A 12,897-nucleotide genomic window follows, 5' to 3' on the forward strand; every position below is an offset into this window, starting at 1 on the left:
AAAAAAGCCGCCTATTATCTGACAATCTACAACAGGCGACAACAGGTTAACTGTAGGGTTATTACGGGTTCACAAACGTCGATTTCACGCGCTGCGAACGCTTGAAATAGGGCACCAGCAATGCAGCAGCCAACAACGGGAACAGTAGCTGGCGGACGGCAAAGGCATCCGGAACAGGTGAAAACGCAAAGGCTTTAATAGCCAGTAACACGGAGATCAGTAACCATAAAATGTAGTGCTTAGGTACACAGTGTCGGCGTTTGAAAAACGCGATAGTCAGCCACAGCGTGTAGTACCACATGGCGATAGCGGTAATAAAGGAAACGCCCCATAACAGTAAATTAGTGGCGCTTTGTTCGCCGAGCGTCTGAAACGTCTGCGGAGTTGCCAGCGCAGTTACATACAACAGGATCGCCAGCGAAGCGCTCAACAACGCCACTAACAGCCAGGCCAGTGGACCAAGTAGCCAGCCTCCGATACGTTGTGCCGGTGTCGTCGTCATCTCTTCTCCAGATTTACGCGTGCAAACAAACATGCCATTCATTTTGGGGCGATTATTATAAAGCTTTTAACGATGAGCGCTACTTTCTTATTTATTGCACATAATGCCAGACGGATTTTGGCACCTGGCCGATATCAAACAGGCGTCCCCCGGAGATTAGCTCCGCCCGGCGGTGATCCGCCGCGCGATACATATTGATAATGTCGCGATCGTCGGTGAGCGTGTAGTTAAGATGATCGAACAGTTTTTCCAGGCTTTCGAGGGAATTGATTTTGCGGAATTTTAATAAGTAATCCTGAACAGTCATATGTGGAGATCCATATTAAGAAAATAACACCAACGGAGTAGTTAATATTAAAAAATAAACAAGGTTGCGCAGATAAAAACGCAGGGTGTGCAAAGATACAAATAAGAGTGTTCGTACTGATAGATACGCAGGCACGCTGAGCACCCGGTCAAAGGGTAACGCGCTTCGCTATCGCAGGCAATAAGTGCCAAGGTGGGGGACTGCACAATTCGCTATTTTTGATAGAAATGACGCTGTTACAACCTAACCCAGCATGACTGCTGGGTTAAAAAAGGAGGCCGTGGGTTATTTTTTCTGCACCGTATGCACCGAAGCCGTTGGTTCTGGTGGCTGGTAGTTGTCGATATGCGTGGCAATACCTAAAAGGATGACGGAAACCGCGAGAACAATCCAACCTGTTAACTCAATAAGACGATTCATTACTGACGACATTTGCTTTGATTTATCCTTAAACACAGGAGGCAAATGTTACTTATCAATAAGTAAGACGGCAAGAGCATTGGGAACGATTTCGACGACTTTTTCGCAGCAAGTTATCGCTAAGTGGCATATGTTTGACTTAAGTTAAGAAACAACCTTTTCCCTTCAAAGGTTATTAAACTGTTGTGACGTTGCGATGTATGGTGTGAAATAGGTCGGTCCTGAATTGAGAGGCAATAACATGAGTGACAACATCCGCGTTGGGCTGATTGGCTATGGCTATGCCAGCAAAACTTTCCATGCCCCTCTGATTGTGGGCACCCCGGGGCTGGAGCTGGCCGCGGTATCCAGTAGTGACGAAGCAAAAGTGAAGGCGGACTGGCCTTCTGTTACGGTGGTGAGTGAGCCTAAGCATCTGTTTAACGATCCCAGCATCGACCTGATTGTGATCCCCACGCCGAATGACACGCATTTCCCGCTCGCTAAAGCAGCGCTGGAAGCGGGTAAACACGTGGTTGTTGATAAGCCATTTACCGTGACACTGTCACAAGCTCGCGAACTGGATGCGTTGGCGCGTAGCCTGGGTCGTGTGCTGTCTGTTTTCCATAACCGCCGCTGGGACAGTGATTTCCTGACGCTGAAAGCTCTGCTGGCAGACGGAGTGTTGGGTGAAGTCGCTTACTTTGAATCCCACTTCGATCGTTTCCGTCCGCAGGTCCGCGACCGCTGGCGTGAACAGGGCGGACCAGGAAGCGGAATCTGGTACGATTTAGCGCCGCATCTGTTGGATCAGGCCATTAACCTGTTTGGTTTGCCCGTCAGCCTGACGGTGGACCTTGCGCAGTTGCGTCCTGGCGCACAATCGACAGATTATTTCCACGCTATTTTGACTTACCCTCAGCGTCGGGTGGTTCTGCACGGCACCATGCTGGCTGCCGCCGAGTCGGCACGCTACATCGTGCACGGTTCGCGTGGGAGCTATGTGAAATACGGTCTTGATCCGCAGGAAGAACGTTTAAAAAATGGTGAACGTTTGCCGCAGGAAGACTGGGGTTACGACATGCGCGATGGCGTGCTGACGCGGGTCGAAGGCGAAGAACGTGTGGAAGAGACCTGGTTAACCGTGCCGGGTAACTATCCGGCTTATTATGCGGGTATCCGTGATGCACTGAACGGCAATGGTGAAAACCCGGTTCCAGCACGACAGGCCATTCAAATTATGGAACTGATTGAGCTGGGTATTGAATCGGCAAAACATCGTTCTACGTTGTGTCTTGCCTGATTACGGAAATGCCGGATAAGCGTTAGCGCTATCCGGCACTATCATCGTTATGCTGCTGCGACTTTCTCACGCAACGCACGTTTCTCTTCAGTACTCAAAAACGCCATTTCCAGACCATTAATTTGCGCCTGACGGATCTGCTCGCGGCTCAACCCTGCAGCTGGAGCAGCAACGGTATATTCGTGAATAATATCCACGCCCTGAACCGCGGGATCGTCGGTGTTTAGACTGGCCAACACACCCTGTTCGAGGAACGTCTTCAGCGGATGTGCAGCCAGTGAAGCAACGGTGCTGGTCTGGATGTTGGAGGTCAGGCAGGATTCGATGCCAATTCGCTGCTCGGCAAGAAAATCCATCAATGCACGATCTTCCACAGCTTTAACGCCATGACCAATACGTTCAGCGCCCAGTTCTCTGATTGCCTGCCAGATGCTTTCAGGGCCTGCTGCTTCACCAGCGTGCACGGTAATGTGCCAGCCTGCATCGCGCGCCCGATTAAAATGAGACAGGAACAGACTGCCTGGGAAACCCAGTTCATCGCCCGCCAGGTCCAGTGCGGTAATGTGGTCACGGTGTGCTAACAGCGCATCCAGTTCCTGCAGGCAAGCGGCTTCGCCAAAAGTACGGCTCATAATGCCAATTAAGCGCGCTTCCACGCCAAAAGTCTTGCAGCCTTCACGTACGCCCGCAATCACTGCTTCAACCACGCCCGCGACGGGGAGTTGATGCGCCATCGCCATATAGCCGGGCGAAAAGCGCAGTTCCATATAGTGCAGCCCGTTACGGGCGGCATCTTCAATATTTTCAAATGCCACGCGGCGACAGGCATCCAGTGAGGCCAGTACCTTCACGCCCCAGTCGAGCTTCGACAAAAAACTGACTAAATCCGGTTCTGTCGAGGTGACCTGCACGTGCGGAATCAGCGTTTCCAGCGTTTGAGCGGGAAGCGTTAAATTGAACTGACGGCCAAGATCGAGAATGGTTTGCGCACGAATGTTGCCATCAAGGTGGCGATGGATGTCGGTTAAGGGGAGGGATTTATCAATCATGGTCGCACTCTTTGTTTTTAGTAAAAGTGCGCACCATTATACAACAGAAACATCATCCGCTAAAACCATCCAGAAAGTAGGTATTCGCTTTGTAATAGCCTAATTTAGGCGTGATATTTGCTGAAATTATAGATGACAGATGTCGTGAGATTCGGAGTGATGATTTATGCTGTGATAACCGCAATTCATGATAATTGTTTTGAGCAGCGGTTATCTGAATAGCAGTTTACGCGACGAGTTTGGTATCGGCCTGGAATAGTTTATTGCACTGCGGGCAAATCAACATGGCACCTTTTTGTACGCGAGAAAAACTGTGTTCAGAATGCGCGGTGCAGTTAGGGCAAGGACATTTGATAAGAAAATTACGGCGGGATTTCACATTTTTACGTTCAGACATAGGCTCTTCCTGATTTGAGTGGAAGCCCACTATACACGGTTAGCTGAAAAATACTGTTTTTTCTCACATTGCCCTATTGTGCAATGGTGAGAGAGTAACAAAGAAGGCGGATTCCCCAGCAGGTAAAATTGCGCAATACAGGACGTATTGCGCAAGTAAAGTCAGCGTAGCGAACGAATAGCGTTTATTAACCCATTCACACCTTTTTCCAGTTTTGCACGCGGACATCCGGCATTCAGACGGACAAAACCGCGACCTTCTGCACCATAGGTATATCCCGGCATGATCGCGACTTTTTGCTGATGGATGAGCACATCCTGCAACGCATGATCATCAATATTGAGCGGACGCAGGTCAATCCATGCCAGATAAGTTGATTGTGGGATCTGCCAGTTTAACTCAGGGAACGCAGCATTAAGCTCATATGCGACATAGTGCAGATTAGCGGCCAGATAATCGCGTAATGCATCCAACCACGGGGCGCCGTGCTGATAAGCAGCAATATGCGCGGTAAGCGCCAGTACTGCAGGTGAGGAAAGGCCATCTCGGCCTTTTAGCGCCGCAAGGTAGTGGTTACGGCTATCGGCGTCTTCAACGATTCCGTAAGCCCCTGTTAACGCCGGAATATTAAAACTCTTGGAACCGGATGTGAGCAGCGCCCAGTCGCCTCGAGCAACCTGACTCCATGGGATATGAGGTTGTTGATCCCATACCATGTCCATATGAATCTCGTCGGAAATGACCTTCACGCCGTGCCGTTGACACATGCTAGCCATGGTTTCCAGTTCATCTCGGGTCCAGACCTTGCCGGTCGGATTCTGCGGACTACAGAGCAGAAGAATTTTGCTTTCAGGCCGCGAGAGGGTTTCTTCCAGCTTAGCCATATCGCAATACCAGCCGTGCGCACGTTTCTCCAGTGCAACAGGGTGCACTGTACGCTGGTTGCCTTTGATGGCGTTGTAAAACGCATCGTAAGCTGGAGTATGGATAACCACCGCGTCACCCGTTGATGACCACTGACGGATCAGCTCCGACACCATATAGATGACGGAGGGGCCATATATTACAGATTGCGGATCGATTTGGGTGTTATGGCGGGTCAGGAACCAGTGGCTAATTGCCGCCAAAAAATCATCATTTTTCCAGCGACTGTAGCCCAACACACCGTGTGACAGGCGCTGCGTCAGCGCCTGGAGAATGCATGGTGCGGTGGCAAAATCCATATCTGAGATGGTGAATGGTAGCAGGTCGGTCGAACCAAACCGGTCGGCGACATAATCCCATTGGGTGCACCAGGTACCGTGCCTGTCCACTTCAGTTGAGAAATCAAACATATTGTTGCCCTTATGCCTGTACGGTATTCATCAGAACCGTCATTTCGTCCTTCACCGACTGGACTTGCGGACCGATGACGACCTGCAAGTTATGCTGATTGAGTTGAACGACGCCAATTGCGCGATTGTCCTTCAGCGCCTGCACGTTCACAAGCGACATATCTTTCACGGAAAGACGCAAGCGGGTAATGCAATTATCCAAGCTGACGATATTTTCTGCGCCACCCAGCGCCGCCAGAATAGCCGGGACGTTATAGCCTGATTTGCCCGGCGTTCCTGCCATGACTTTCTCAATATTGCTGGCAATTTCGACATCACGACCCGGTGTTTTCAGATTAAAGCGGGTGATGGCGAAGCGGAAGATGACGTAGTACACCGCGAACCAGATAGCAGCGACAACCGGTACCAGATACCACTTGGTGGACAACCCGTGCAGGATGCCAAACACCACGAAGTCAATCAGGTTGCCATCGGTATTGCCGATGGTGACGCCAAGCACAGCCATGATAGTGAAGCCCAGTCCGGTCAACAGTGCGTGAATAACGTACAGCACTGGTGCGACGAACAGGAATAAGAACTCCAGAGGTTCGGTGGTACCGCCAATCACGCAGGCGATCAGGCCGGAGATTAATAATCCCTTAATTTTGTGACGATTTTCAGGGCGAGCACAGTGGTACATCGCTAACGCAGCGCCCGGTAAACCGCCGAGGAACGCCGGCATTTTGCCCTGGGACAGGAAACGCGTAGCACTTTCAGAGAAGCCCTGAGTGGTAGGGCAGCTCAATTGGGCCTGGAAAATAGTCAGCGCGCCGCTAACGCTATGACCACATACCTCCTGCGTACCGCCAGCTTCAGTGAAGCGAATTAAGGCCACCAGAATGTGATGCAGGCCAAACGGCAACAGCAGACGTTCACCGGTACCAAACAGCATCGGACCAAAATCACCGGCGCTATTGATGATGTTACCCAAGCCAGTGATACCCATGGCGAAGAACGGCCAAATCAGCGGAATGACCAGCCCGACCAGTCCCATCACTACCGACGAGATGATCGGCACAAAACGGGTGCCACCGAAGAACGCCAGCGCATCCGGCAGGCGAATGTTGTGGAAACGTTCATGCAGCATCCAGACAATGATCCCGGCGATTACCGCACCGAGGATCCCAGTGTCGATCGACTGGATCCCCAGAATGTTTTGCACGTTGTTGGCTTTTAGGATCGCCGCATCCGTGGTGGGCAATATTCCCTTGGCCGTTAACCAAAAGTTGACGGCCAGGTTCATTACCGCATAGCCGACAAAACCGGCAAAGGCCGCAACGCCTTTGTTTTCGCGCGCCAGGCCAAGCGGGATAGCGATACAAAACATCACCGGCAGAAAACTAAATGCGAAGGATCCGACTTTGCTCATCCAGGTAAACAGCGCCTGCAACATCGGGTTCCCCAACGCGGGGAGCAGCGTAATGACATCATGGCTGCTTAATGAGCTGCCGATCCCCAGCATGATCCCGCAAAACGAGAGCAGTGCTACGGGCAACATAAAGGTTTTGCCCAACTGCTGGAAAAATTCCCATAACGTGACTTTTGGTGTGGTTCTCGTCGTCATCTAACGACTCCTTGTAAAAAATCGACCAACGAATGATGGCGAGAAGATAAAACGTTTTACCTAATTTTAGTGCTTTACAAATCACATTATCGAAGGATAATAGGGCGTATAAATACGGATGATTGATAAAACGTTTTATCCATCACGTTATCAGGGAGCTTTCTGGTTTTATGGCTATAGCCAAAAAAATAACCATTCATGATGTAGCGCTGGCGGCCGGTGTCTCAGTCAGTACCGTCTCATTGGTTCTTAGCGGCAAAGGGCGTATCTCATCAGCGACCGGAGAACGGGTCAATGCTGCCATCGAACAACTGGGGTTCGTACGTAACCGCCAGGCATCGGCGCTGCGTGGCGGGCAGAGTGGGGTTATTGGGTTAATCGTTCGCGATCTCTCGACGCCGTTTTATGCCGAACTGACGGCAGGACTGACGGAAGTCTTAGAAGCTCAGGGGCGGATGGTATTTTTACTGCATGGCGGTAAGGACGGCGAACAGCTGGCCCAGCGTTTCTCGATGTTACTCAATCAGGGTGTTGACGGGGTGGTGATCGCCGGAGCCGCGGGCAGCAGCGACGCGTTACGGCAGTTGGCCGGTGAAAAGGGTATTCCGGTAGTGTTTGCTTCACGCGCCAGCTATCTGGATGATGCTGACACCGTCAGACCCGACAATATGCAGGCTGCGCAGCTGTTAGTTGAGCATCTTGTCGGGCATGGTCATCAACGAATCGCCTGGTTAGGGGGACAGAGCTCCTCTCTGACCCGTGCAGAACGCGTGGGGGGATATTGCGCCACGCTGCTTAAATTTGGACTGCCTTTTCACAGCGATTGGGTACTGGAGTGCGCCTCAAGCCAGAAGCAGGCCGCAGACGCCGTGACGGCGCTACTACGGCATAACCCGACCATCAGTGCAGTGGTGTGCTATAACGAAACTATCGCCGTTGGGGCTTGGTTTGGCCTGATGAAAGCAGGGCGACAGAGTGGTGAAATTGGCGTTGACCGTTATTTTGAACAGCAGATCTCGCTAGCCGCCTTTGCCGATGTGGCAGAGAACGCTCTGGATGATTTACCGATTATTTGGGCCAGCACGCCCGCGCGTGAAATGGGATATACACTGGCTGAACGCGTACTCCAGCGAATCAGCAGTGATGAGGGGCATTCGCGCAATCTGACGTTATCCGCCAGACTGGTGACGCAAAAGTAATGCGCCAGAGGTAAAAAAGCCCGATAAATCGCTTTATCGGGCTGTGGCGGACATCACGCAGATGGAAATTACGGCTGCGGCATGGCCGGGGCATCTGGTGCGGAAAGTGTTGGCATACCAAACATGCCGACAAACTCATCCAGTGGCATTTTTTGGCCGTTGAGCGTCACCTGACCGTTTGCGTACTGCAGGCTGGAGCCGATGGTGTTGTCCTGTACCGTCGTGATGCGGAACATTTGACCCATCGCAGCAAGACCATTGACCTGCTGTTTCGCCATACCTGCCGCTTCTTCCTGCTGATACCCTTCCAGTTTGGCAATCTGGGTCATGAACTCAGTTGCCATATCCATTGGGATCGCCAGCTTTGCGTCCAGTGATTTCACTGAGCGATCCACTTCCTGGGCCAGCGTTTTTGGTTCTTCCTGGTTCGCATTCGGGTCTTTCAGGAACAGGGACAGATTAAAGCTGGTCTCACCCTTGGCATTTTTCCAGCTCAGTGGCGCAACGGTAATAACCGGCTCACCCTTCATCAGAATAGGCAGAGCGCTGAAGAACGCTTCGGTCACTTTCTGCTGATACAGCTCCGGGTTTTGCACTACGTCAATCTGTGACATCAATGCTTTGGTTTGGGCACTATACTGCTGGCTGAACTGATGTAATGCTTCGCCATCAATCTGGCCTACTTTCAGCGTCAGCTTACCGCTACCCAAATCTTGACCCTGCAATTTCAGGCTGTTGATCGTGTAATCCAGCTGGCTGTTGACGGTTTTACCCTCGTTAACCAGGTCTGATTTACCGTCGATGCCCATGCCTTCCAGCACCGCCAGCTCTTTGCCTTCGACGGAAATAGACAGCTTATCAAGGGACAATTTCTGATCGCCAATACGCTCACCAAAGCTGGCAACCGAGCTTGAGCCATCCGTCTTCAGATTATTAAAGGTAACTTGTACTTTTTGATCGTACTCGTTAACCGCATTGACCACGCCGCTTTGCGCTTCACCGGTCAGGGAAACCGCGTTACCGTCTTTGTCGGCGCTGAGCTGGAATTCGCCTCCGCTAAAGGCCACTTTCTCATCGCCTTTTTCGTAACTCAGCGGCTTGAGAGATATGTCAGAGCGGGTATCGCCGCTATAGCCCACGCGGGAATTGATGATGAAAGGTGACTCACCCTTGGCAATGTCAAATAACGGTTTGCTGACGTCATTATTCACCAGCGTGGTTTTGACTGCGGCCATCGCGGGTACCAGGTTGAATGACTTAAGCTGGGCTAGCGGGAAAGGGCCATGATCGACGGATTCATCCAAAATGATGCTTTGCCCTGGCTTCAGCCAGGCATTTTCCTGACCGGCAACAGGTTTTACCACCAGTTGCAGCTGGCTGCTGAACACGCCGCGCTGGTAGTTCTCATAACTCAGCTCAATGCCTGCCTCGGGCGAGAGGCGTTTGAGCTGATCGTTTGCCTGCGTCACCATCTCAGCAAGATGGGTTTCCAGTTTCTTTCCCGTGAACCATGCACCGCCCGTCCAGACGATTCCCAGTGCAACCACCACACCCGCAGCTACCAGCGTTTTTTTCATTTCGATATCCATAAAATAAATCCAGGCGTTTGAAGACGCCTGGAGGGGTGACATGTCTTTAACTCACTACTAGCTTAGCAAGAGTTGTTAAAAATATCAGTATCTTGCTACAGCTTGTTATAAACCCGCGCTAAACGACCGGTGCCGCTGACGTTCACCGGCGACTCATTGGCGCTGATAAATGCCGATTCACCTGCTTTCAGTACCAAGCGTTGCTCGCCCTTGCTCAGCACGGCTTCGCCCTCAACGCAGAACAAAATGGCGGCGCTGTGCTGGCTGATAGTGGCTTTACGGGCAGACAGTACATGCAGGGAGAAAGCGAAATCGTCAACCGGGATTGGGAAATCCAGTTCACACTCTGTTTTGACTGGGGTTGTCAGCAGTTGATTCGCCGGTTTAGCGACAAACTGAACGTTGGCGACCAGTTCTGGAATATCGATGTATTTCGGCGTCAGTCCGGCGCGCAGTACGTTATCGGAGTTGGCCATGACCTCGAGCGCCACACCTTGCAAGTAGGCGTGTGGGGTTTCGGCAAACAAGAACATCGCCTCGCCTGGATTCAGCTTCACCACATTGAGCAGCAGCGGAGAGAACAGGCCGCTATCATCCGGATAGACATCCGCTATCAGACGGATAGTTTGCCACGGCTCACCCTGTTGGCTGTTAAGGGCAGATTTCAATACGGCCAGCGCACGCGATTTCTCTTCGCCCTGCATATTCAACAAGCTGGCGAAAAGGTGGCTCAGACGCTCGGCGTTGGGTTCCTGCAGGAAGTGAGCGATGGCCGGATGCGCACCAGACACTGGCTGTAGCAGTGCCACAATCTCGGAGAACTCGCGAAACGCATTCATCGCCAGGAAAGGCGTCAGGGCAAACACCAGTTCGGGCTTGTGATTAGGATCTTTGTAATTACGCTCGGCGGCGTCCATTGGGATCCCTGCAGCGTTTTCTTTGGCAAAGCCAACCTCAGAATTGTGTTTGTTCGGGTGGACCTGAATCGAAAGAGGCTGGGCAGCGCAGAGCACTTTAAACAGGAAAGGCAGTTCACCAAAGCGTTGTGCTACGGCATCACCTAACAGTGCTGACTTATCGTGCTCGATCACGTCACGCAGGGAAACTGTCTGGCCGTCGGCGTTCTGAACCCGAGAACTGCTTTTCGGATGGGCGCCCATCCACAGCTCTGCCATCGGTTGCTGGGTCGGATTTTCAATGCCATAAAGTTCCGTTAAGGCAGTTTTGCTTCCCCAGGCATAGTTCTGCACTGAGTTGATGAGTTTTTGCATTATCAAGCCCTGTTTCAATGTGGAATTATCTCTGACTATTAAACCAAGAAACCCACGGGGAAGTAACCTGCGCATGTAAAAAGTCGTACTTGTCTCAGTTTTTGTTAAAAAATTGTGTAGGATATGGTGACTCGCTTTTAATACCCTGAGCAATTCTGGTTGCATAAAGGCCGTTGCTGGCACAACCGGACCCGCGACAGGGAAGCAGGGCAATGGAACATCTGCCCAGAGAATAACCAGACCGAGCAGTAAGTGAGAGCACAATGTCAAACAAACCCTTTCATTATCAGCATCCTTTCCCCCTCAAAAAGGATGATACCGAATACTATCTGTTGACCAGCGACCATGTTTCCGTTTCCGAATTTGAAGGCCACGAAATCATTAAAGTTGATCCGCAAGCCTTAACCCTCCTTGCCCGCCAGGCATTTCATGATGCCTCATTTATGCTGCGCCCGGCGCATCAGCAGCAGGTTGCGGATATTCTTCGCGACCCGGATGCCAGCGAGAACGACAAATATGTGGCCCTGCAATTCCTGCGTAACTCCGACATCGCGGCGAAAGGCGTGTTACCGACCTGCCAGGACACCGGTACGGCGATTATTGTCGGTAAAAAAGGGCAACGTGTCTGGACCGGCGGGGGTGATGAAGCCGCTCTGGCGCGTGGGGTGTATAACACTTATATCGAAGATAACCTGCGCTATTCGCAAAACGCCGCGCTGGATATGTATAACGAGGTGAACACCGGAACCAACCTGCCTGCGCAGATAGACCTGTATACCGTGGACGGTGACGAGTACAAATTCCTCTGCATCGCTAAAGGCGGGGGATCGGCGAATAAAACCTATCTGTATCAGGAAACCAAAGCGCTGCTCACGCCGGGTAAATTGAAAAATTATCTGGTCGAGAAAATGCGTACGCTGGGAACCGCAGCCTGTCCGCCGTATCACATTGCTTTTGTGATTGGTGGAACCTCGGCAGAAGCGACGCTGAAAACCGTTAAGCTGGCGTCGGCTAAATATTATGATGAATTGCCGACTGAAGGTAATGAGCATGGTCAGGCGTTCCGCGATGTCGAGCTGGAAAAAGAGCTGTTGATTGAAGCGCAAAACCTTGGACTGGGCGCGCAGTTCGGCGGGAAATACTTTGCCCACGATATTCGCGTGATCCGCCTGCCGCGCCACGGTGCGTCATGCCCGGTTGGCATGGGCGTCTCCTGTTCAGCGGATCGTAATATCAAAGCCAAGATCAACCGCCAGGGGATCTGGATTGAGAAGCTGGAAAATAATCCCGGCAAGTACATCCCGGAAACGTTGCGTCAGGCCGGTGAAGGCGAAGCGGTGCGCGTCGATCTTAACCGCCCGATGAAAGAGATCCTGGCTCAGTTGTCGCAGTATCCTGTTTCCACGCGTCTGTCACTGAATGGCACAATCATCGTCGGACGTGATATTGCGCATGCAAAACTGAAAGAGCGTCTGGATAACGGCGAAAGTTTGCCGCAGTATGTTAAAGATCATCCAATCTATTACGCGGGTCCGGCGAAAACGCCGGAAGGTTATGCTTCGGGTTCGCTGGGCCCAACCACCGCCGGGCGCATGGATTCATACGTTGATCAACTGCAGTCTGCGGGTGGCAGCATGATCATGCTGGCAAAAGGCAACCGCAGCCAGCAGGTTACTGACGCCTGCCATAAACACGGTGGCTTCTATTTAGGTAGCATCGGCGGTCCTGCGGCAGTGCTGGCGCAAGGCAGTATCAAGAGCCTGGAATGTGTGGAATACCCGGAACTGGGGATGGAAGCCATCTGGAAAATTGAAGTGGAAGATTTCCCGGCGTTTATCCTGGTGGATGACAAAGGTAACGATTTCTTCCAACAGATTCAGACGTCGCAGTGCGCACGCTGCGTTAAGTAACGTCAGCCGCCCCTCGGGGCGGTTTTTTTTACCG

12 protein-coding genes are annotated in these 12,897 nt (G+C 51.8%); 3 read left to right on the plus strand and 9 right to left on the minus strand.

Going from position 1 to position 12,897, the window contains the following annotated elements; genetic code table 11:
* Positions 1–61 precede the first annotated feature (61 nt).
* The 3 genes from FDX01_RS15420 to blr form a co-directional block, all read right to left on the minus strand.
* Complete coding sequence (locus FDX01_RS15420) at positions 62–502, minus strand: DUF2569 domain-containing protein (RefSeq protein WP_137400083.1); 441 nt, start codon at positions 500–502, stop codon at positions 62–64.
* 91 nt (positions 503–593) lie between these two features.
* Positions 594–809 (minus strand): transcription modulator YdgT, encoded by a 216-nt coding sequence (ydgT, locus tag FDX01_RS15425; RefSeq protein WP_096757131.1) that lies wholly within the window; start codon positions 807–809, stop codon positions 594–596.
* Positions 810–1,094: 285 nt separating this feature from the next.
* On the minus strand, positions 1,095–1,229 hold the full coding sequence (gene blr / locus FDX01_RS15430; protein WP_117343071.1) for a division septum protein Blr: 135 nt from the start codon (positions 1,227–1,229) through the stop codon (positions 1,095–1,097).
* Positions 1,230–1,470: 241 nt separating this feature from the next.
* On the opposite strand from blr, the gene FDX01_RS15435 reads away from it, so the two are divergent.
* On the plus strand, positions 1,471–2,511 hold the full coding sequence (locus FDX01_RS15435) for an oxidoreductase (RefSeq protein WP_096757129.1): 1,041 nt from the start codon (positions 1,471–1,473) through the stop codon (positions 2,509–2,511).
* Between the two features lie 47 nt (positions 2,512–2,558).
* Here FDX01_RS15435 and add read toward each other — a convergent pair whose 3' ends face one another.
* From add to malX, 4 genes are all read right to left on the minus strand, one after another.
* Positions 2,559–3,560: an adenosine deaminase gene (gene add, locus FDX01_RS15440; RefSeq protein WP_137400084.1), complete on the minus strand. Its 1,002-nt coding sequence runs from the start codon at positions 3,558–3,560 to the stop codon at positions 2,559–2,561.
* A gap of 226 nt (positions 3,561–3,786) precedes the next feature.
* A complete protein-coding gene (locus FDX01_RS23090; RefSeq protein WP_164496619.1) occupies positions 3,787–3,957 on the minus strand; it encodes a YnfU family zinc-binding protein in 171 nt (56 codons plus the stop codon).
* A gap of 161 nt (positions 3,958–4,118) precedes the next feature.
* Positions 4,119–5,291, minus strand: a complete 1,173-nt coding sequence (locus FDX01_RS15445; protein ID WP_137400085.1) for a MalY/PatB family protein — start codon at positions 5,289–5,291, stop codon at positions 4,119–4,121.
* A gap of 10 nt (positions 5,292–5,301) precedes the next feature.
* Entirely contained in the window at positions 5,302–6,894 is a 1,593-nt protein-coding gene (gene malX / locus FDX01_RS15450; RefSeq protein WP_137400086.1) for a maltose/glucose-specific PTS transporter subunit IIBC, read from the minus strand.
* Positions 6,895–7,064: 170 nt separating this feature from the next.
* Here malX and FDX01_RS15455 point away from each other — a divergent pair, with 170 nt between their 5' ends.
* Complete coding sequence (locus FDX01_RS15455) at positions 7,065–8,093, plus strand: Mal regulon transcriptional regulator MalI (protein WP_137400087.1); 1,029 nt, start codon at positions 7,065–7,067, stop codon at positions 8,091–8,093.
* Positions 8,094–8,161: 68 nt separating this feature from the next.
* Here the strand turns inward: FDX01_RS15455 and FDX01_RS15460 are convergent, their stop codons facing one another.
* Together FDX01_RS15460 and manA are read right to left on the minus strand one after the other, a co-directional pair.
* Positions 8,162–9,670 carry a YdgA family protein gene (locus FDX01_RS15460; protein WP_137400162.1) on the minus strand — a complete coding sequence of 503 codons (1,509 nt, stop codon included), beginning with the start codon at positions 9,668–9,670 and terminating at the stop codon, positions 8,162–8,164.
* A gap of 107 nt (positions 9,671–9,777) precedes the next feature.
* On the minus strand, positions 9,778–10,953 hold the full coding sequence (gene manA, locus FDX01_RS15465; protein ID WP_137400088.1) for a mannose-6-phosphate isomerase: 1,176 nt from the start codon (positions 10,951–10,953) through the stop codon (positions 9,778–9,780).
* A gap of 263 nt (positions 10,954–11,216) precedes the next feature.
* Here manA and fumB point away from each other — a divergent pair, with 263 nt between their 5' ends.
* Positions 11,217–12,863, plus strand: coding sequence for a class I fumarate hydratase (gene fumB, locus FDX01_RS15470; protein ID WP_135912084.1), 1,647 nt, complete (start codon positions 11,217–11,219; stop codon positions 12,861–12,863).
* The last annotated feature ends 34 nt before the right edge of the window (positions 12,864–12,897 follow it).

It is taken from the genome of Citrobacter sp. wls613 (assembly GCF_005281195.1).
Classification (GTDB): Bacteria; Pseudomonadota; Gammaproteobacteria; order Enterobacterales; family Enterobacteriaceae; genus Citrobacter; species Citrobacter gillenii.

Coding starts and splice junctions, on each gene's coding strand:
- FDX01_RS15420 (WP_137400083.1), bottom strand. CDS start 502: ATGACGACGACACCGGCACAACGTATCGGAGGCTGGCTACTTGGTCCA.
- ydgT (WP_096757131.1), bottom strand. CDS start 809: ATGACTGTTCAGGATTACTTATTAAAATTCCGCAAAATCAATTCCCTC.
- blr (WP_117343071.1), bottom strand. CDS start 1,229: ATGAATCGTCTTATTGAGTTAACAGGTTGGATTGTTCTCGCGGTTTCC.
- FDX01_RS15435 (WP_096757129.1), top strand. CDS start 1,471: ATGAGTGACAACATCCGCGTTGGGCTGATTGGCTATGGCTATGCCAGC.
- add (WP_137400084.1), bottom strand. CDS start 3,560: ATGATTGATAAATCCCTCCCCTTAACCGACATCCATCGCCACCTTGAT.
- FDX01_RS23090 (WP_164496619.1), bottom strand. CDS start 3,957: ATGTCTGAACGTAAAAATGTGAAATCCCGCCGTAATTTTCTTATCAAA.
- FDX01_RS15445 (WP_137400085.1), bottom strand. CDS start 5,291: ATGTTTGATTTCTCAACTGAAGTGGACAGGCACGGTACCTGGTGCACC.
- malX (WP_137400086.1), bottom strand. CDS start 6,894: ATGACGACGAGAACCACACCAAAAGTCACGTTATGGGAATTTTTCCAG.
- FDX01_RS15455 (WP_137400087.1), top strand. CDS start 7,065: ATGGCTATAGCCAAAAAAATAACCATTCATGATGTAGCGCTGGCGGCC.
- FDX01_RS15460 (WP_137400162.1), bottom strand. CDS start 9,670: ATGAAAAAAACGCTGGTAGCTGCGGGTGTGGTGGTTGCACTGGGAATC.
- manA (WP_137400088.1), bottom strand. CDS start 10,953: ATGCAAAAACTCATCAACTCAGTGCAGAACTATGCCTGGGGAAGCAAA.
- fumB (WP_135912084.1), top strand. CDS start 11,217: ATGTCAAACAAACCCTTTCATTATCAGCATCCTTTCCCCCTCAAAAAG.